The sequence below is a fragment of the Variovorax sp. GW821-FHT09D07 genome, assembly GCF_059416345.1.
The window spans coordinates 472,673-490,578 of the sequence record NZ_JBWKOY010000003.1 but is presented as its reverse complement, the minus strand read 5'-3'; the positions used below and the strand labels follow the sequence as shown (position 1 = coordinate 490,578).

The following is a 17,906-nucleotide window of genomic DNA, read 5'->3' as shown; positions in this document are numbered from 1 at the left end:
CCTGTGCTGAATTGGCAACAAAAGACGGAATTGGTGCGCAATTGACTGGGCATTCCCTAGCTATTGGAGGGCGCGCAAAGAAATTAGGCTCGGCGCTTCCTTTCAAAGCGCGCAAACCAAATGCTTCATTCAAATCGCCGATTCGTTTTTTTGCTGATGGGTTTGGGACTGGCCGCCCAGGCAAGCGCAGAGCAGCCGGTGCCGATCCGCATCGGCGTCATCGGCCCTTTCACCGGGCCGTCGGCCGATTTCGGCCTGCCCATGCTCAACGGTGTGAAGATGGCCGTCGACGAAATCAATGCCGTGGGCGGGTATCTGGGCCGCTCGCTCGAACTGGTGATCAAGGACGACCAGGCCAATCCGGACACCGGCCGCTCGCAATCCCAGGCCCTCGTCAATGAAAAAGTGGTCGCCACCATCGGCTTCTGCAACACCGGTGTGGCGATGAATTCATTGGCGGTTTTCAATGACGCGAAATTGCCGTTGATCGTGCCCTGCGCCACCGGCTCGCCATTGACGTCGACCTATCCGCCGGCCACGAGTTATGTATTTCGCACCTCGCCCAAGGACAGCATCCAGGCCCCCTTCGTGGTCGACGACCTGCTGGCGCGCGGCTGGAAACGGGTCGCCGTGCTGCACGACAGCACCGGCTACGGCGAGGCGGGCGCCAAGGATGTCGAGAAGGCGCTGGCGGCCAAGCATCTCAAGCCCGTCTACGTGGGGAAATTTCCGCTCGGCGTGAAAGACCTGACGAAAGAGCTGTCGGAGGCCAAGGCGGCCGGCGCGGACGTCATCTTCAGCTACACCGTGGGCCCCGAGAACGCCGTCATCGCACGCAGCCGGCAGGCCATCGGCTGGAAGGTGCCACAGGTCGGGGCCTGGACGCTGTCCTTCCCGTCCTTCATCGAGGGCGCCCGCGAAGCCTCCGAGGGCGCGCTGATGGCGCAGAGCTTCATCGCCGAGCCGAGCAACGAGCGCCGCTCGTCGTTTCTCTCCAACTACGCGCGGAAATTCAACACCAAGCGCATCCCGGTGCCGATGGCCGCCGCCCAGGCCTACGACGCGACCTACCTGCTGGCCCACGCGATGTTCAACGTGCCCAGCGGCAAGCTCGAAGGCCCGTTCATCAAGGCCGCGCTCGAGCAGCCCAAGCGGCCCTACTACGGCGTGGTCACGACCTACGACAAGTCGTTCTCGGAAAACGACAAGGACGCGCTGTCGCCCAACATGCTGGTGATGGGCGTGGTGCGCAACGGGCAGATCAGCTTCGCGTACCCGGAGGACGCGAAGCGCAACCTGTTCGTGCAGCGCAAGCAGTAGGAGGAGGTAAAAAAAAGGGCGCTTGCAGGCGCCCCTTGGTGAACAGCGCGACACCGCCGGTGTCGCGCCATCGATCGATCGATCAGACGTCGATGTTCGCCGCGCGCAGCGCGTTCTGCTCGATGAACTCGCGGCGCGGTTCCACCTCGTCGCCCATCAGCATCGTGAACACGCGGTCGGCTTCGATCGCGTCGTCGATCTGCACGCGCAGCAGGCGGCGCACGGTCGGGTCCATGGTGGTTTCCCACAGCTGCTCGGGGTTCATCTCGCCCAGGCCCTTGTAGCGCTGGCGCGAGGTGGCGCGTTCGGCTTCGCCGATCAGCCACTTCATGGCCTGGCGGAAGTCGTCGACCTTTTCTTCCTTGCCGCGTTCGCCCTCGCCGCGCTTGACCAGCGCGCCTTCGGCGCTCAGCAGGCCGCGGAAGGTGTTGGCAGCCTGCGCCAGCGCGTCGTAGTCGGCGCCGTGCACGAAGTCCTGCGAGATCACGCTGGACTTGATGTTGCCGTGGTGGCGGCGGCTGATGCGCAGCAGCGGCTTGTCGGTGCGAGCGTCGAACTCGCTGCTCACCTCGGCCGGCACGCCGGTCGTGTTGAGCTCGCGCAGCTTGGCCTGCAGGGCCACGGCCGAGGCCTCGGCGGCGGCCGGCGTGTCGAGGTCGAGCGCCACGCCGTCGGCGATGGCGCGCAGGGCTTCGGCGTCCATGAAGTTGCGCAGGCGCGCAATCACGGCCTCGGCCACCTGGTGCTTGCGCGCCAGCTCGGCCAGGGTGTCGCCCGACAGCGTGGTCGAGGCGGCGCCGCCGGTTTCGATGCTCGCGTCCTTCAGTGCGACCTTGAGCAGGAAGGCGTCGAGCGCGGGGCCGTCCTTCAGGTACTGCTCTTCCTTGCCGACCTTCACCTTGTACAGCGGCGGCTGCGCGATGTAGATGTGGCCGCGCTCGACCAGCTCGGGCATCTGCCGGTAGAAGAAGGTGAGCAACAGCGTGCGGATGTGGGCGCCGTCCACGTCGGCGTCGGTCATGATGATGATGCGGTGGTAGCGCAGCTTGGCGACGTTGAAGTCGTCCGCGCCGCCGCCCGCGGTGGTCGCGCCGGCACGGCCGATGCCGGTGCCGAGCGCGGTGATCATCGTCAGGATTTCGTTGCTGGTGAGCAGCTTCTCGTAGCGCGCTTTCTCGACGTTCAGGATCTTGCCGCGCAGCGGCAGGATGGCCTGGAACTTCCGGTCGCGGCCCTGCTTGGCGGAGCCGCCGGCGGAGTCACCCTCCACCAGGTAGACCTCGCACAGGGCGGGGTCCTTTTCCTGGCAGTCGGCCAGCTTGCCGGGCAGGCCCATGCCGTCGAGCACGCCCTTGCGGCGCGTCATTTCGCGGGCCTTGCGGGCGGCTTCGCGGGCGCGGGCGGCCTCGACGATCTTGCCGCAGATGATCTTGGCGTCGTTCGGGCGCTCCTGCAGGTAATCGGTGAGCAGGCGCCCGACGATGTCTTCCACCGGTGCGCGCACTTCGCTGGACACCAGCTTGTCCTTGGTCTGGCTGGAGAACTTCGGCTCGGGCACCTTCACGCTCAGCACGCAGCACAGGCCTTCGCGCATGTCGTCGCCGGTGACCTCGACCTTCGCCTTTTTCGCGAACTCGTTTTCTTCGATGTACTTGTTGATGACGCGGGTCATCGCGGCGCGCAGGCCCGTGAGGTGGGTGCCGCCGTCACGCTGCGGGATGTTGTTGGTGAAACAGAGGACCTGCTCGTTGTAGCCGCTGTTCCACTGCATCGCCACTTCGACGCCGATGTGCGTGCCGGGGATGCCGCCGTAGGTGTCGGCCGGCTTTTCGCCTGCTGCGTAGAACGAGTTCGGGTGCAGGACGGTCTTGCCCTTGTTGATGAACTCCACGAAGCCGCGCACGCCGCCGGCGCCGGAGAAGTCGTCTTCCTTGCCGGTGCGCTCGTCGAGCAGGCGGATGCGCACGCCGTTGTTCAGGAAGCTCAGCTCGCGCAGGCGCTTGCTCAGGATTTCGTAGTGGAAATCGTTGTTTTCCTTGAAGATTTCCGTGTCGGGCAGGAAGTGCACTTCGGTGCCGCGCTTGTCGGTGTCGCCGATGACCTTCATGGGCGAGACCTCGAAGCCGTTCACGGTCTCGAGCAGGCGGTTCTGCACGAAGCCGCGGCTGAATTCGAGCTCGTGGATCTTGCCTTCGCGGCGCACGATGAGGCGCAGCTTCACGCTCAGCGCGTTCACGCAGGAGACGCCCACGCCGTGCAGGCCGCCCGACACCTTGTAGCTGTTCTGGTTGAACTTGCCGCCGGCGTGCAGTTCGGTGAGCGCGATTTCAGCGGCCGAGCGTTTGGGCTCGTGCTTGTCGTCCATCTTCACGCCGGTGGGAATGCCACGGCCGTTGTCGGTGACGGAGATCGAGTTGTCGGAGTGGATCGTGACGACGATGTCGTCGCAATGGCCCGCGAGCGCTTCGTCGATGGAGTTGTCCACCACTTCGAACACGAGGTGGTGCAGGCCCGTGCCGTCGGAGGTGTCGCCGATGTACATGCCCGGGCGCTTGCGCACGGCTTCCAGACCTTCGAGGATCGTGATCGCACCTTCGCCGTAGCTGGAGTCGGCGGGGACGCCTTCGGGCGCCACGATCTGGATTTCGGGGGTATAGACCGGCTCGGTGTGCGGCACGTCGGGCTTGTTCTCTTCTGCACTCATTCGGATATTCCTCTGTCTCTCACGGGTTTCCCGTGATTTTTCGGGCTCTCAAAAGCTCAATTCGCCGCCTCTTGAAAGCGCAAACCCGCGGGGGGCCGCGGGTCGTGTGCGCAAGGCGCTGTGTTTTCCAGGGTCTAGATGCGCATCGGCATCACGACGTACTTGAAAGATGCGTTCTCGGGGATGGTTAACAAGGCCGAGCTGTTGGAGTCGGCCAGGTCCAGCTTGACCATGTCCTGGTCCATGTTCGACAGCGCGTCGATCAGGTAGGTGACGTTGAAGCCGATCTCGATGCTGTCGCCGCCGTAGTCGATGTCGAGCTCGTCCTGGGCTTCTTCCTGCTCGGCGTTGTTCGACGCGATGCGCAGCGTGCCCGGCTCGATGTTCAGGCGCACGCCCTTGAACTTCTCGCTGGTCAGGATGGCGGTGCGCTGCAGGCTGGCCAGGAGCGGCGCGCGGCCGAGCGTGACGGTGTTCTTGTGGTTCTTCGGAATCACGCGGTTGTAGTCGGGGAACTTGCCCTCAACCAGCTTGGTGACGAACTCCATGCCGCCGAAGCTGAACTTGGCCTGGTTGTTCGCGAATTGCATCTCGATGGCGCCTTCGGCGTCGGACAGCAGGCGCTGCATTTCCAGCACGGTCTTGCGCGGCAGGATCACTTCCTGGCGCGGCACTTCGACGTCGAGCATGGCCGAGGAGAACGCCAGGCGGTGGCCGTCGGTGGCCACCAGGCTCAGCTGCTTGCCTTCGGCCACGAACAGGATGCCGTTCAGGTAGTAGCGGATGTCGTGCACGGCCATCGCGAACGAGACCTGCGAGAGCAGGTCCTTCAGCGTCTTTTGCGGCACGCTGAACACGGGGCCGAAATTGGCGGCTTCCTGCACCAGCGGGAAGTCTTCGGCGGGCAGCGACTGCAGAGTGAAGCGGCTCTTGCCGCCCTTGAGCACGAGCTTGCTGGCGCTCGACTCGAGGCTCACGGTCTGGTCGGCCGGCATGGTGCGCAGGATGTCGATCAGCTTGCGCGCACCGATGGTGGTCGTGAAGTTGCCTTCGTCGCCGCCGAGCTCGGCGGTGGTGCGGATCTGGATCTCGAGGTCGCTGGTGGTCAGCTGCAGCTGGCCGCCGGTCTTGCGGATCAGCACATTGGCCAGGATCGGCAGGGTGTGACGCCGCTCCACGATGCCGGCCACCGACTGCAGCGCGGCAAGAACTTTGTCTTGGGTTGCCTTCAAAACGATCATGTCTTCTTCCTCTTCTCTTATCTCTTTGAATCAGCTTTCAGGACGCCATTCTCCGCTGTCGCGAGGGGCGTTCTTGATGACATTCGGCTTCAGCCTTTGAGGGTCTGTTCGAGGACGTGCAGCTGCTGGTTGAGTTCGGTGAGCTGCTGGCGCTCGCCCGAAATCTTTCGCACTGCGTGGAGCACCGTCGTGTGGTCGCGACCGCCGAACAGCTCGCCGATTTCCGGCAGGCTCTTCTGCGTGAGCTCCTTGGCCAGGTACATCGCGATCTGCCGGGGCCGCGCAATGCTGGCCGGGCGTTTCTTGCTGTACATGTCGGCGACCTTGATCTTGTAGTAGTCGGCCACCGTCTTCTGGATATTTTCGACCGAGATCTGCCGATTCTGGATCGACAGCAGGTCGCGCAGCGCCTCGCGCGCCAGGGCGATCGAGATCTCCTTCTGGTTGAAGCGCGAGTACGCCAGGATCTTGCGCAGCGCGCCTTCGAGCTCGCGCACGTTGGAGCGCACGTTCTTGGCCACGAAGAAGGCGACTTCCTCGGGCATTTCGGTGCCTTCGACGCGGGCCTTGTTGATCAGAATCGCCACGCGCATCTCGAGCTCGGGCGGCTCGATCGCCACCGTGAGGCCCGAATCGAAGCGCGACACCAGCCGCTCGTGGATGTCGGCCAGCCCCTTGGGGTAGGTGTCGCTGGTCATCACGATGTGCGACTTCTTGGCCAGCAGGGCCTCGAAGGCGTTGAAGAACTCTTCCTGCGTGCGGTCCTTGTTGGCGAAGAACTGCACGTCGTCGATCAGCAGCAGATCGAGCGAGTGGTAGCGCTCCTTGAACTCATCGAAAGTCTTGCGCTGATAGGCCTTGACCACATCCGACACGAACTGCTCGGCGTGGATGTAGAGAACTTTGGAATCGGGCCGGTCGGCCAGCAGCCGGTTACCCACAGCGTGCATCAGGTGGGTCTTGCCCAGGCCGACGCCGCCGTAGATGAAAAGCGGGTTGTACAGGTGCCCCGGCATGCCGGCCACGTGCATGGCTGCGGCGCGCGCCATGCGGTTGGCCGTGCCCTCGACCAGGGTGTCGAAAGTGAGCCCCGAATTGAGCCGGTTCTTGAAGCCGGCGGCCGCCGGTTCCTCGCCCGGGCCGGCCACGTCGCGCGGCACATCCGTTTCGGCCATGATGGCCATAGGCGCAACACGGACGGGGGTTTCACGCGGAGCGAGCGCTAACTCGATGGTGACCGGCTGGCCGTACATCTTCTCGGCCATGGCCGCGATCTTGCCCGCGTACTGGGCACGGATCCAGTCGAGCTTGAAGCGGTTGGCGACGAACACCGTCATGCGCGAAAGGTCGTCGGCGACCTGCGCGGTGAGGGGCTTGATCCAGGTGTTGAACTGCTGCTCGGACAGCTCCTGCGCGAGCTGGTCGACGCAGGCCTGCCACAGGCTTTCGCCGATGCCGTCAGTCGACATGGGCGCTTGAAAAAGTGATGGAACCCTCGGGCATTTCTTGTATAGGTATTGTGGATATTCTCTGCTGGAAGGCGCCGGGCATTCTAACTTGTCAAAACCTTATCCACATGCTGCGCTGCACATGGAAAGGCCCGCAAATCCAGTCGAAGATTGTTCCGACGGCCAATGTTTGCGATAATTGCGGGTTTCCCTGAAAAGCCTTCACAGCGTCTTTCGGGGGCCATCCGAAACTCGCTCCCCCAGCGCTCGCCGGGTTTTTGCATGCCTTCATGCGGAAACTGGCGCAAACAGGGAATCAGGAAACCATCATGAAACGCACTTACCAAGCATCCAAAGTCCGCCGCGCCCGTACCCACGGCTTTCTGGTCCGCATGAAGACCCGTGGCGGCCGCGCCGTGATCAACGCACGCCGCGCCAAGGGCCGCAAGCGCCTGGCCGTCTGACGGCACCCCACCTGCCGTTGTCAGCCGCCGACACGTCCGCGCAGGCTCCTGCAGCCTCTGCGCCTGGCCCCGCCAGCAGCGACGTCCGCGGCCCGGCTTCCTTGCAGCGGCTCAAGACCCGCGCGCAATTCCAGGCCGTCCTCGCAGGTGCCACCGTGGCGCGCACTGCCCATTTCGCATTGCACCGCTGTGCGCTCGATGTTTCTCCATCGGGCGCCGCTTCGCTGTTTCCGTCCGATGAGGTCTGGCTGGGCGCCATGGTGCCCAAGCGCTGGGCACGCCGCGCGGTGACGCGCAACGCCATCAAGCGCCAGATCTACGCCGTGAGCGCCGCGCCCGGCGTCGTGTTGCCGCGTGCCGCGCACGTGGTGCGTCTGCGCGCCGGTTTCGATCGCAAGGCGTTCGTGAGCGCCTCCTCGGACAAGCTCAAGGCCGCCGTGCGCGCCGAGCTCCAGCAGCTGCTGGCGCGCGCCGGGCGTCCGCCAGCACCGGCTGCCGCCTCCCCCGCACCCGCCTCCGCATGAAACGCCTGCTGATCGGCCTCGTGAAGGGCTACCGCCTGTTGCTGAGCCCCTGGCTCGGGCAGTCGTGCCGCTTCACGCCGACCTGCTCGGTGTATTCGATCGAGGCGCTGGAAGTGCACGGCGCGCTCAAGGGCAGCTACCTGACGCTGCACCGCATCGCGCGCTGCCAGCCCTGGTGCCAGGGCGGCCACGATCCGGTTCCACCGAAATCACAGCGTCGCACTGACAAGTCAGGATCGCTGTTTTCGTCTCTTCTCTCCTCCGACAAGAAGTCTTCGTCATGAACGATATCCGCCGCACGATCCTGTGGGTGATTTTTGGTTTCTCGCTCGTGCTGCTGTGGGACCAATGGCAGGTCTTCAACGGCAACAAGCCGACCTTCCTGCCGTCGACCAAGCCCGCCGCCACGGCACCGGCCACGGGCAGCGCGGCCAACAACGGCGTGCCGACCGCGGCTGCCGCAGCTGGCGGCACCGCGGGCGCCGTGCCCACGCAGGCGGCCCCGGCTGCACCGCGCGAGCAGGTCGTGGTGACATCCGACCTGTTCAAGGCGACGATCGACAGCGAAGGCGCCACGGTCAACCACCTCGAACTGCTCAAGTACGACGAAGCCGACCGCACCAAGCGCGTCGTGCTGTTCGAAAACGGCTCGCCCGCCACGCGCTACGTGGCGCAGACCGGCCTGCTGAACCCCGTGGCCGGCGACGCTTTCCCCAACCACCTGACGGCCATGACGCCCAAGGCCGGGCCGCGCACGATGGCCGACGGCCAGAACACGCTCGAGGTGAGCTTCGAAAGCGCCCCGGTTGGCGGCTTGAAGTACATCAAGACCTACGTGTTCAAGCGTGACGACTACGTCATCGGCGTGCGCCACGAAGTGGTCAACGTGAGCGACCAGCCGCGCGACGCGCAGCTGTACATGCAGCTGCTGCGCCACGGCACCGTGGCCGCCGGCACCATGTTCGGCACCAACACCTTCACCGGTCCGGCCGCGTACACCAACGAGAAGAAGTTCCACAAGCTCGACTTCAAGGACATCGCCAAGGGCAAGGTCGAGCCGCCGCCGCCGGCCAACGACGGCTGGATCGCGATGGTGCAGCACTACTTCGCGTCGGCCTGGCTGCTCAAGGGCGACCCGGCCAGCGAACAGCTGCGCCGTGAATTCCGCGTGAAGGACCTGGGCGACAACCTCTTCACCGTGGCCATGGTGGCCACGCTGCCGAAGATCGCCCCGGGCGCCACGCAGGTCGTGAACAGCGCGCTGTTCGCCGGCCCCGAAGAAGAAAAGAAGCTCGAAGCCATCGCCCCCGGTCTGGACCTGGTGAAGGACTACGGCATCTTCGCGATCATCTCCAAGCCGCTGTACTGGCTGCTCACGCAACTGCACGGCATCCTGGGCAACTGGGGCTGGGCGATCGTGGCGCTGGTGGTGCTGCTGAAGGCGGCCTTCTACTGGCTCAACGCCAAGGCCTACGCCAGCATGGCCAAGATGAAGGCCATCAACCCCAAGATCATGGAAATGCGCGAGCGGCTGAAGGACAAGCCGCAAGAGATGCAGCAGGAAATGATGCGGATCTACAAGACCGAAAAGGTCAATCCGATGGGCGGCTGCTTCCCCATCGTGATCCAGATCCCGGTGTTCATCGCGCTGTACTGGGTGCTGCTGTCGTCGGTCGAAATGCGCCACGCGCCGTGGATCGGCTGGATCACCGACCTGTCGGCACCCGATCCCTGGTACATCCTGCCGATCGTGATGACGGCCACCTCGCTGTTCCAGACCTGGCTCAACCCGACGCCGCCCGATCCGATGCAGGCCAAGCTGATGTGGATCATGCCGCTCGCGTTCAGCGTGATGTTCATCTTCTTCCCGGCCGGCCTGGTGCTGTACTGGATCACGAACAACGTGCTGTCGATCGCGCAGCAGTGGTTCATCAACAAGCGACTGGGCGTGCTGGGCAAATAAGCCAGCCGGCCTCCGCCACCCGCAAAGGGCCGCATCCGCGGCCCTTTGCTTTTTGCTGAAAGAATCGCGCTGTCATGACCCTCGCCCGCACCACCGATCCCATCGTCGCCATCGCCACCGCCCCGGGGCGCGGAGCGGTCGGCATCGTTCGCGTGTCGGGCGCCCGGTTGGCGCCGCTGGTCCAAGCGCTGTGCGCCCGCGCCCTCAAGCCGCGCGAAGCCACCTACCTGCCCTTTCGCGATGCGCAGGGCGAGCCGGTCGACCACGGCCTGGCGATCCATTTCCCGACGCCGCATTCCTACACCGGCGAAGACGTGCTCGAACTGCAGGCGCACGGCGGCCCGGTCGTGCTGCAGCTGTTGCTGTCGCGCTGCCTCGAGGCCGCGGCCGAAATCGATCCGGCCACCGGCCGCCCGCGCCTGCCCGGCCTGCGCGTGGCCGAGCCGGGCGAGTTCAGCCAGCGCGCCTTTCTCAACGGCAAGATCGACCTGGCCCAGGCCGAGGCCATCGCCGACCTGATCGACGCCAGCACCGAGGCGGCCGCGCGCAGCGCCGGGCGCTCGCTGTCGGGCGCCTTCTCGCGCGAGATCCACACGCTGCGCGACGCGCTGATCCACCTGCGCATGCTGGTCGAGGCCACGCTCGACTTCCCCGAAGAAGAGATCGACTTCCTCCAGAAAGCCGACGCGACCGGCCAGCTGCAGCGGCTGCAGGCGCAGCTGGCCGCCGTGCAACAGCGCGCCAAACAGGGCGCGTTGCTGCGCGAAGGCATCAAGGTGGTGATCGCGGGCCAGCCCAACGCCGGCAAGAGTTCGCTGCTCAACGCGCTGGCCGGTGCCGAGCTGGCCATCGTGAGCGCCATCGCGGGCACCACGCGCGACGTGGTCTCGCAGACCATCCAGATCCACGGCGTGCCGCTGCATGTGGCCGACACCGCGGGCTTGCGCGACAGCACCGACGAGGTCGAGCAGATCGGCGTGGCGCGCGCCTGGGGCCAGATCGAAAGCGCCGACGCCGTGCTGTTCCTGCACGACCTCACGCGCGCCGGCCAGCCCGACTACGCCGCCGCCGACGCCGAGATCCTGGCCGGCCTGCAGCGCAAGCTGCCGGCGAGCGTGCCGGTGCTCGATGTGTGGAACAAGCAGGACGCGGCGGCGTCGGCCGCGCCGCCGTCCGAAGGCATCGCCCTGTCGGCCAAGACCGGCGCGGGCATCGAGGCGCTGCGCGATCAGTTGCTCGCCATGGCCGGCTGGCAGGCCCTGCCCGAGGGCGTCTACCTGGCGCGCGCGCGCCACGTGCAGGCACTGGCCCGCGTCGAGACGCACCTCGCGCTGGCGGCGGCCCACCTGGCGGCGCAGGCGCAACTGCTCGACCTGCTGGCCGAGGAGCTGCGGCTGGCGCAGAACGCGCTCAACGAGATCACCGGCGAGTTCGGCGCGGACGACCTGCTGGGGGTCATCTTTTCGCGCTTCTGTATAGGGAAATAGCGACACATGCGTGCGCTTCGCTGGTGAAAGCGTAAACAGTTGTAGCCGAACCTCGGGGCCTTCGCGGATACTTCGGATCACTTGCGGGGGTCGAGAAAAACATGTCCATCCAGAACCTGAGCCGCTCCATTGCGGAGAACCTGAGCGCCGACGCGTTCGCGCTGACCTTGAGCGTCGCGCAGTGGGACACGCTCGCGGGTTATCTGCAGCCCATCGAAACCGCGATCGGCGACGTGCTGATCTCGCAGGGCACGCACGACCGCTCGGTGTTCTTCGTCGAAAGCGGCGCCATCAGCGTGCACCGCGTCAGCAGCAAGGAGCAGATGCGCCTGGCCGTGCTGTCGCCGGGCTCGGTGGTGGGCGAAGGCTCGTTCTTCTCGCGCGAGCCGCATGCGGCCAACGTGGTGGTCACCGGCGCGGGGCGCGTGTGGCGCCTCACGGCCGTGCGGTTCTCCGAGATGTCGAACCGCCAGCCCAACATGGCGCTGGACATCGCGATGGCGCTCGGCGCCGTGATCGCCAAGCGCATGGCGCACCGCTCCAAGCGGGTGGCCGTCACCTGAGCCTTCCGGCTCGCCGCGCGCTGCCAGCCGCCGCACAACAACAAGAACAAGTCTTCGTTTCCGATCCCGAGAATTGCTGGTGAGCCATGGCCTTGATCTGCCCGGTCTGTGACGCGGACAACCGCGAGGGTGCCAATTTCTGCAGGAACTGCGGCGGCCGGCTGTCGGCCGCCGACCGCGTGCCACCCCCGGCGCCCAGTCCTGCCGACCGCGAATGGGCCACCACCGCACCGGCCCAGTTGCGTGCCCCGACCATTCCCGCGCCGCTGTTCGATCCTGCCGAGTCGAAGCGCGCGTTGTCGCCGGCGTCCAGTGGCTGGAGGCCCGAGCCACCACCACCTCCTCCGCCCGCGGATGAAAAAACCGTGATCGTCGCGCCGGGACGCGGGGGTGCCGCATCGTCTTTGCCCTCGTCCCCGCGGGCCGACCGGCCAAAGACGCGGATCAAGGTCAAGCGCATCAAGCCGCCGGAACCGGTGCTGCGCCCGCGCGGCATCGGGTTGTGGCTGGGGCTGCTCGCGGTCGCGCTGCTGCTGGTGGTCGCGGGCTGGCTGGGCTACGGGACCGGCAGCAAGGCGCCCGAGCCGGCCGTGGCACCGCTTCCTGTCGCAGCGCCGGCTCCCGCCGCGACGCCACCGGTGGTCGAAGCACCGCCGGTCGCGACCGAGCCTGAGCCGCCCGTGGCCGAAGCGCCGCCCGCGGAAGCGATCACCGAGCCGGCGGAAGCCGCACCCAAGCCGACACCCGTCGCGAAGCCGCGCAAGCCGGTGACGCCTCCCCCGCCGACGCCCCAGGCTCCAGCAGCCGCGGCGCCCGTGGCGGCTGCCCCGGCACCCGCGCCCGCGTCACCGGCCCCGCCGGCCGACCCGCAGGCCCAATGCGGCGACCGCAACTTCATCGCCAAGGCGCAATGCATGGCGGCCCAGTGCGTGAAGCCCGAGTACAGGTCGCACGCACAGTGCGAAGCGGTGCGCCGTCAGCAGCGCATCGAAGAAGAAAAGCGCAACCCGTCGCTCTTGAACTGAGCCCGCGCCGGCGGCCTCAGCCCTTCTGCAGCCGCTCGATGGCAATCGCCAGCGCGGCGGGCTTGCCCGACAGCACCAGGGTGTCCCCGTCCGACAGCAGCGTGTCGTCGGCCGGCACGCGCGCCTGGCCGTCCTGGCGGCGCAGGCTGGCCACCCGCACGCCCAGCGTCGGCAGCGCAATCCGTCCGAGCGTCTGGCCGATGGCGCGTGCGCCCGGCGTGAGCGTGAAGCTGTTCAGGCGCTCGTGGTCGATCTCGTCGGCGTTGTCGTCGTCGGCGCCGTGGAAGTAGCCGCGCAGCAGGTTGTAGCGCGCGTCGCGCTGGTCCTGCACCACGCGGATCACGCGCCGCATCGGCACGCCGACCAGCGCCAACGCATGGCTGGCGAGCATCAGCGACCCCTCGATGGCCTCGGGCACCACCTCGGTCGCGCCGGCGGCCTGCAGCTTCTCGAGGTCGTGGTCGTCCTGGGTGCGCACGATCACCGGCACGTGCGGCGCGTGGGCGCGGGTGTTGGCCAGCACCTTCATCGCGCCCCCCACGTCGAGGTAGGTGACGACCACCGCGCTGGCGCGCGCCAGGCCCGCCGCCATCAGCGCCTGCAGCCGGGCCGCGTCGCCGAACACCACCGAATCGCCGGCCGCAGCGGCCTGGCGCACGCGGTCGGGGTCGAGGTCGAGCGCCATGTAGGGAATGCCTTCGCGCTCCAGGATGCGCGCCAGGTTCTGGCCGCAGCGCCCGTAGCCGCAGATGATCACGTGCTGCGCGGTGTTGATGGTCTTGCGCGCGATGGTCGTCATCTGCAGCGACTGCTGCAGCCAGTCGCTGGCCACCAGCTTGCGCACGATGGCGTTGCTGTACATGATGATGAAGGGCGTGGCCAGCATCGACAGCACCATCGACGCCAGCACCGGGTTGGCCAGCCATGGCGGCAGCAGGTTGCGGTCCTGCGCGAGCGCCAGCAGCACGAAGCCGAACTCGCCGGCCTGCGCCAGGTACAGGCCGGTGCGCAGCGACACGCCCGAGGTGGCGCCCAGCACCCGCGCCAGCACCGTCACCAGCCCCAGCTTGAACAGCAGCGGCACCAGCAGCAGCACCGCCACCAGCAGCCAGCGCTCGACCACGATGTGCCAGTCGAGCGACATGCCGACGGTGATGAAAAACAGCCCCAGCAGCACGTCGTGGAAGGGGCGGATGTCGGTCTCGACCTGGTGCTTGTATTCGGTCTCCGACACCAGCATGCCGGCGATGAAGGCGCCCAGCGCCAGGCTCAGGCCGGCCAGCTCGGTGAGCCAGGCCAGGCCCAGCGTGATCAGCAGCACGTTCAGGATGAACAGCTCCTCGCTGCGCCGACGCGCCACCAGCGTGAGCCACCAGCGCATGATGCGCGGCCCGCCGTACAGCAGCACGCCGATGAGGAAGGTGGCCTTCACCAGCGCGAAGCCCAGCGCCTTGGCCAGCGCCTCGGGCGGCGCGCCCAATGCGGGAATCAGCACCAGCAGCGGCACCACGGCCAAGTCTTGAAACAGCAGCACGCCCATCACGCGCTTGCCGTGCTCGCTCTCCAGTTCGAGCCGCTCGGCCATCAGCTTGACCACGATGGCGGTGCTGCTCATGGTGAGTGCACTCGACAGCGCCAGCGTGGTCTGCCACCCCAGCTGCCAGGCCGGCGGCAGCTGCGTGGCGATCAGCAGCGCGCCGGCGGTGGCCAGCGCCATGGTCAGCAGCACCTGCGCCATGCCCAGCCCGAACACGTGCTTGCGCATGGCGCGCAGCTTGGGCAGGCTGAACTCGAGCCCGATCACGAACATCAGGAACACCACGCCGAATTCGCCCAGGTGGCGGATGCCTTCGGAGTTCTGCGCCAGGGCCAGCGCATGCGGACCGATGAGCACGCCGGCCGTCAGGTAGCCGAGCATCGGCGGCAGCTTGAGCGACCGGCAGGCCACCACGCCGATCACCGCGGCCAACAGATACAACAGCGTGAGATCGAACGAAGACATAGGCGCCGATGCTAGAGCAATGTCCGTGCCCCGGGCTTCCTCGGGCCATGTGATCCCCGACCGCGCCCGCCTCGTAAAATCCGGCGATGAGCTCCCGCCCCGCCCCGACCCACGTGGTCGACCCCGACGCCATCCTGGCCCGGGCACGCGTCACATTCGACATTGAAGCCGAAGCCGTCCTCGGCCTGAAGGCCCGCGTCGGCCCGAGTTTCGTCGAGGCCGTGCGCAAGATCCTCGAAGTGCGCGGCCGCGTGGTCGTGATGGGCATGGGCAAGAGCGGCCACGTCGGCCGCAAGATCGCCGCCACCCTCGCCTCCACCGGCACGCCCGCGATGTTCGTGCACCCGGCCGAGGCCAGCCACGGCGACCTCGGCATGATCAAGGCGGTCGACCTCGTGCTGGCCATCTCCAACAGCGGCGAGGTCGACGAACTCACCGTGCTGTTGCCGGTGGTCAAGCGCCAGGGCGTGCCCCTGATCGCCATGACCGGCCGCCCCGACTCCACGCTGGCGCGCCATGCCGACATCGTGATCGACGCCGGCGTCGCCAAGGAAGCCTGCCCGCTGAACCTCGCGCCCACCGCGAGCACCACCGCGCAGATCGCCATGGGCGACGCACTGGCTGTGGCGCTGCTCGACGCGCGCGGTTTCGGCTCCGAGGATTTCGCGCGCTCGCACCCCGGCGGTGCGCTGGGCCGCAAGCTGCTCACCCACGTGAGCGATGTCATGCGCTCGGGCGACGAAGTGCCGTGTGTGCCGCCGACGGCCACCGTCAGCGAGCTGATGCGCGCGATGAGCATCAAGGGCTTCGGCGCCGCCGCGGTGGTCGAGCCCGACGGCCGGGCGCTGGGCATCTTCACCGACGGCGACCTGCGCCGCCTGATCGAGGCCGGCGCCGACCTGCGCACGCCCAAGGCGGCGGACATCATGCACCGCGACCCGCGCACCATCCGCGTCGACGCGCTGGCGGTGGAGGCGGCCGAACTCATGGAGCAATGCGGCATCACCCGCCTGTTCGTGATCGACGGCGCGGGGGTGATCGTCGGCGCGGTGAACACCAACGACCTGATGCGCGCGAAGGTCATCTGATGCCGCTTGATTTCCAGGCCGAGACCCTGCTGGCCGCGCAAGACGTGCGCATCGTCTTCTTCGACATCGACGGCGTGTTGACCGACGGCGGCGTGTACTTCACCGAGCACGGCGAGACGCTCAAGCGCTTCAGCATCCTCGACGGCTACGGTCTCAAGCTGCTGCGCAAGGCCGGCATCACGCCGGCCGTGATCACCGGGCGCGACTCCAAGCCGCTGCGCGTGCGGCTCGAGGCGCTGGGCATCGAGCATGTGCGCTACGGCACCGAAGACAAGCTGCCCGCCGCCGAGGCCATGCTGAAGCAGCTCGGCTTCACCTGGGCGCAGGCCGCCGCCATCGGCGACGACTGGCCCGACCTGCCCGTGCTGACCCGCGTCGGCTTCGCGGCGGCACCGGCCAACGCGCACGCGGAGGTGCGCGCGGTGGCGCGTTACGTCACCACCGCACGCGGCGGCGAAGGCGCGGCGCGCGAATTCTGCGACCTGCTGTTGACGGCCTGCGGCCAGTACCGCCCGCTGCTCGACGCTGCCCTGGGCCCCCGACCATGAGCCCGCAGCTGCGACGCGCCTGGCACCTCACGCGCGATGTGCTCGACCGCACCACCATCTACCTGCCGATCATCCTGATGGCGGGCGTGGCGCTGGGCACCTACTGGCTGGTGCGCAATGCGCCCAAGCTGCTGGAGCCCACCGTCAAGGCGGCGCCCACGCACGAGCCCGACTACTTCATGCGGGACTTCGTCATCAAGAACTTCCTGCCCAACGGCGACCTGCGCAGCGAGCTGCACGGCACCGAAGGGCGGCACTACCCGGACACCGACACCATCGAGGTCGACCAGGTGCGCATGCGCTCGGTGTCGCCCGAGGGGTTGGTCACGCGCTCGTCGGCGAACCGCGGCCTGTCGAATTCCGACGGCAGCGAGATCCAGCTGTTCGGCAACGCGATCGTGATCCGCGAACCGGCGGTGAGCGCCAGCGGCAAGGCCACGCCGCGGCTGGAGTTTCGCGGCGAGTTCCTGCATGCGTTCCTCGACACCGAGAAGGTGCAGTCGAACAAGCCGGTCACGCTCATCCGCGGCAGCGACCAGTTCACGGGCGATACGCTCGACTATGACAACCTGAGCGGCGTGGCCAACCTCACGGGCCGCGTGCGCGGCGTGCTGGTGCCGTCGGCCGCCGCGGGCAAGCCGCGCTGAGCGGCTGCCACACAAGAACAAGTTCCCGGGAGACGATCCACGCATGACCACCGCCGCACCGCTCGTCTTCATCACCGGCGCCTCCAGCGGCATCGGCCAGGCGCTGGCCGCGTGTTTCTACGACGCGGGCTACCGGCTGGCGCTGGTCGCGCGGCGCACGGGCGAGATCGACACCTGGGCGGCGGGCCGCCAGCTGGACGCGGGCCGCTACCAGGTCTACGGCGCCGACGTGGCCGACACCGACAGCATCGTGGCCGCCGGCACCGACTGCATCGCGCGCCAGGGCGTGCCCGACGTGGTGATCGCCAACGCCGGCATCAGCATCGGCATCGACACGGCAGAGCGTTCGGACCTCGACGTGCTGGCGCGCACCTTCGCCGTCAACAACGTGGGGCTGGCCGCCACCTTCCATCCCTTCGTGCAGGCCATGGTGCAGCGCGGCAGCGGGCGGCTCGTGGGCATCGGCAGCGTCGCCGCCATCCGCGGGCTGCCGGGGCACGGCGCCTACTGCGCGAGCAAGGCCGGCGTGGTCGCGTACTGCGAAAGCCTGCGCGGGGAACTGCACAACAGCGGGGTGAAGGTCGTCACGCTCTGCCCGGGCTACATCGACACGCCGCTGACGCAGGGCAACCGCTACGGCATGCCCTTTCTCATGCAGCCCGAGGATTTCGCAGCCCAGGCGCTGCGCGCCATCGAGGCTGGCACGAGCTACCGCGTGATTCCGTGGCAGATGGGCGTGGTCGCCAAGGTCATGCGCCTGCTGCCCAATGCCGTGCTCGACCGCGCGGTGCAGGGCCGGGAGCGCAAGAAGCGCAGCGGCGAAGCCTGAGCTTCATTGCCGATTGCACAGCGGGCACAGCGCGCAGGCAAAGAAAAAGGCTC

16 protein-coding genes are annotated in these 17,906 nt (G+C 67.3%); 12 read left to right on the top strand and 4 right to left on the bottom strand.

All coding sequences use genetic code 11. The annotated features are described in order from the left end of the window. The first annotated feature begins 156 nt into the window (after positions 1-156). Complete coding sequence (locus tag AC07OX_RS13710) at positions 157-1,320, top strand: ABC transporter substrate-binding protein (RefSeq protein ID WP_307695325.1); 1,164 nt, start codon at positions 157-159, stop codon at positions 1,318-1,320. Between the two features lie 82 nt (positions 1,321-1,402). Here the strand turns inward: AC07OX_RS13710 and gyrB are convergent, their stop codons facing one another. From gyrB to dnaA, 3 genes are all read right to left on the bottom strand, one after another. After that, entirely contained in the window at positions 1,403-4,024 is a 2,622-nt protein-coding gene (gene gyrB / locus AC07OX_RS13705; protein ID WP_062480420.1) for a DNA topoisomerase (ATP-hydrolyzing) subunit B, read from the bottom strand. A gap of 134 nt (positions 4,025-4,158) precedes the next feature. Further along, a complete protein-coding gene (gene dnaN / locus AC07OX_RS13700) occupies positions 4,159-5,265 on the bottom strand; it encodes a DNA polymerase III subunit beta (RefSeq protein ID WP_056574900.1) in 1,107 nt (368 codons plus the stop codon). Between the two features lie 89 nt (positions 5,266-5,354). After that, positions 5,355-6,734, bottom strand: coding sequence for a chromosomal replication initiator protein DnaA (gene dnaA, locus AC07OX_RS13695; RefSeq protein WP_062480418.1), 1,380 nt, complete (start codon positions 6,732-6,734; stop codon positions 5,355-5,357). A 308-nt stretch (positions 6,735-7,042) separates the two neighbouring features. On the opposite strand from dnaA, the gene rpmH reads away from it, so the two are divergent. The 7 genes from rpmH (at position 7,043) to AC07OX_RS13660 (ending at position 12,739) form a co-directional block, all read left to right on the top strand. Then, positions 7,043-7,177 (top strand): 50S ribosomal protein L34, encoded by a 135-nt coding sequence (gene rpmH, locus AC07OX_RS13690; protein WP_007834827.1) that lies wholly within the window; start codon positions 7,043-7,045, stop codon positions 7,175-7,177. A gap of 101 nt (positions 7,178-7,278) precedes the next feature. Next, on the top strand, positions 7,279-7,701 hold the full coding sequence (locus tag AC07OX_RS13685) for a ribonuclease P protein component (protein WP_062480416.1): 423 nt from the start codon (positions 7,279-7,281) through the stop codon (positions 7,699-7,701). Continuing rightward, positions 7,698-7,985: a membrane protein insertion efficiency factor YidD gene (yidD, locus tag AC07OX_RS13680; protein ID WP_056574909.1), complete on the top strand. Its 288-nt coding sequence runs from the start codon at positions 7,698-7,700 to the stop codon at positions 7,983-7,985. Before AC07OX_RS13685 ends, yidD begins: the two co-directional genes overlap by 4 nt. Continuing rightward, the gene (gene yidC, locus AC07OX_RS13675) at positions 7,982-9,664 is read left to right on the top strand and encodes a membrane protein insertase YidC (RefSeq protein ID WP_095948401.1); all 1,683 of its coding nucleotides are present in this window, start codon (positions 7,982-7,984) and stop codon (positions 9,662-9,664) included. The genes yidD and yidC overlap by 4 nt, the downstream gene beginning before the upstream one ends. Before the next feature lie 74 nt (positions 9,665-9,738). Then, positions 9,739-11,151 (top strand): tRNA uridine-5-carboxymethylaminomethyl(34) synthesis GTPase MnmE, encoded by a 1,413-nt coding sequence (gene mnmE, locus AC07OX_RS13670; protein ID WP_495261280.1) that lies wholly within the window; start codon positions 9,739-9,741, stop codon positions 11,149-11,151. A 101-nt stretch (positions 11,152-11,252) separates the two neighbouring features. Then, positions 11,253-11,714 (top strand): Crp/Fnr family transcriptional regulator, encoded by a 462-nt coding sequence (locus tag AC07OX_RS13665; protein WP_070063366.1) that lies wholly within the window; start codon positions 11,253-11,255, stop codon positions 11,712-11,714. A gap of 86 nt (positions 11,715-11,800) precedes the next feature. After that, positions 11,801-12,739 (top strand): zinc ribbon domain-containing protein, encoded by a 939-nt coding sequence (locus tag AC07OX_RS13660; protein ID WP_495261281.1) that lies wholly within the window; start codon positions 11,801-11,803, stop codon positions 12,737-12,739. A 16-nt stretch (positions 12,740-12,755) separates the two neighbouring features. On the opposite strand, the gene AC07OX_RS13655 is transcribed toward AC07OX_RS13660, so the two are convergent. Further along, complete coding sequence (locus AC07OX_RS13655; protein WP_070063364.1) at positions 12,756-14,741, bottom strand: monovalent cation:proton antiporter family protein; 1,986 nt, start codon at positions 14,739-14,741, stop codon at positions 12,756-12,758. Between the two features lie 86 nt (positions 14,742-14,827). Here AC07OX_RS13655 and AC07OX_RS13650 point away from each other — a divergent pair, with 86 nt between their 5' ends. Genes AC07OX_RS13650 through AC07OX_RS13635 form a run of 4 tightly spaced genes read left to right on the top strand, consistent with a single transcriptional unit; the run spans position 14,828 to position 17,853 of the window. Next, complete coding sequence (locus tag AC07OX_RS13650) at positions 14,828-15,829, top strand: KpsF/GutQ family sugar-phosphate isomerase (RefSeq protein ID WP_062473617.1); 1,002 nt, start codon at positions 14,828-14,830, stop codon at positions 15,827-15,829. After that, complete coding sequence (locus AC07OX_RS13645; protein WP_062473615.1) at positions 15,829-16,377, top strand: KdsC family phosphatase; 549 nt, start codon at positions 15,829-15,831, stop codon at positions 16,375-16,377. The genes AC07OX_RS13650 and AC07OX_RS13645 overlap by 1 nt, the downstream gene beginning before the upstream one ends. Then, positions 16,374-17,024: an LPS export ABC transporter periplasmic protein LptC gene (lptC, locus tag AC07OX_RS13640; RefSeq protein WP_062473614.1), complete on the top strand. Its 651-nt coding sequence runs from the start codon at positions 16,374-16,376 to the stop codon at positions 17,022-17,024. The genes AC07OX_RS13645 and lptC overlap by 4 nt, the downstream gene beginning before the upstream one ends. A gap of 43 nt (positions 17,025-17,067) precedes the next feature. Then, a complete protein-coding gene (locus AC07OX_RS13635; protein WP_495261282.1) occupies positions 17,068-17,853 on the top strand; it encodes an SDR family oxidoreductase in 786 nt (261 codons plus the stop codon). Positions 17,854-17,906: the final 53 nt, after the last annotated feature.

Excerpts from the sequence above, each read along its gene's own strand:
- gyrB (WP_062480420.1), bottom strand. The coding sequence starts at position 4,024 with ATGAGTGCAGAAGAGAACAAGCCCGACGTGCCGCACACCGAGCCGGTC.
- AC07OX_RS13710 (WP_307695325.1), top strand. The coding sequence starts at position 157 with ATGGGTTTGGGACTGGCCGCCCAGGCAAGCGCAGAGCAGCCGGTGCCG.
- rpmH (WP_007834827.1), top strand. The coding sequence starts at position 7,043 with ATGAAACGCACTTACCAAGCATCCAAAGTCCGCCGCGCCCGTACCCAC.
- AC07OX_RS13660 (WP_495261281.1), top strand. The coding sequence starts at position 11,801 with ATGGCCTTGATCTGCCCGGTCTGTGACGCGGACAACCGCGAGGGTGCC.
- dnaA (WP_062480418.1), bottom strand. The coding sequence starts at position 6,734 with ATGTCGACTGACGGCATCGGCGAAAGCCTGTGGCAGGCCTGCGTCGAC.
- AC07OX_RS13650 (WP_062473617.1), top strand. The coding sequence starts at position 14,828 with ATGAGCTCCCGCCCCGCCCCGACCCACGTGGTCGACCCCGACGCCATC.
- yidC (WP_095948401.1), top strand. The coding sequence starts at position 7,982 with ATGAACGATATCCGCCGCACGATCCTGTGGGTGATTTTTGGTTTCTCG.
- AC07OX_RS13655 (WP_070063364.1), bottom strand. The coding sequence starts at position 14,741 with ATGTCTTCGTTCGATCTCACGCTGTTGTATCTGTTGGCCGCGGTGATC.
- AC07OX_RS13665 (WP_070063366.1), top strand. The coding sequence starts at position 11,253 with ATGTCCATCCAGAACCTGAGCCGCTCCATTGCGGAGAACCTGAGCGCC.
- dnaN (WP_056574900.1), bottom strand. The coding sequence starts at position 5,265 with ATGATCGTTTTGAAGGCAACCCAAGACAAAGTTCTTGCCGCGCTGCAG.
- yidD (WP_056574909.1), top strand. The coding sequence starts at position 7,698 with ATGAAACGCCTGCTGATCGGCCTCGTGAAGGGCTACCGCCTGTTGCTG.
- AC07OX_RS13635 (WP_495261282.1), top strand. The coding sequence starts at position 17,068 with ATGACCACCGCCGCACCGCTCGTCTTCATCACCGGCGCCTCCAGCGGC.
- mnmE (WP_495261280.1), top strand. The coding sequence starts at position 9,739 with ATGACCCTCGCCCGCACCACCGATCCCATCGTCGCCATCGCCACCGCC.
- lptC (WP_062473614.1), top strand. The coding sequence starts at position 16,374 with ATGAGCCCGCAGCTGCGACGCGCCTGGCACCTCACGCGCGATGTGCTC.
- AC07OX_RS13645 (WP_062473615.1), top strand. The coding sequence starts at position 15,829 with ATGCCGCTTGATTTCCAGGCCGAGACCCTGCTGGCCGCGCAAGACGTG.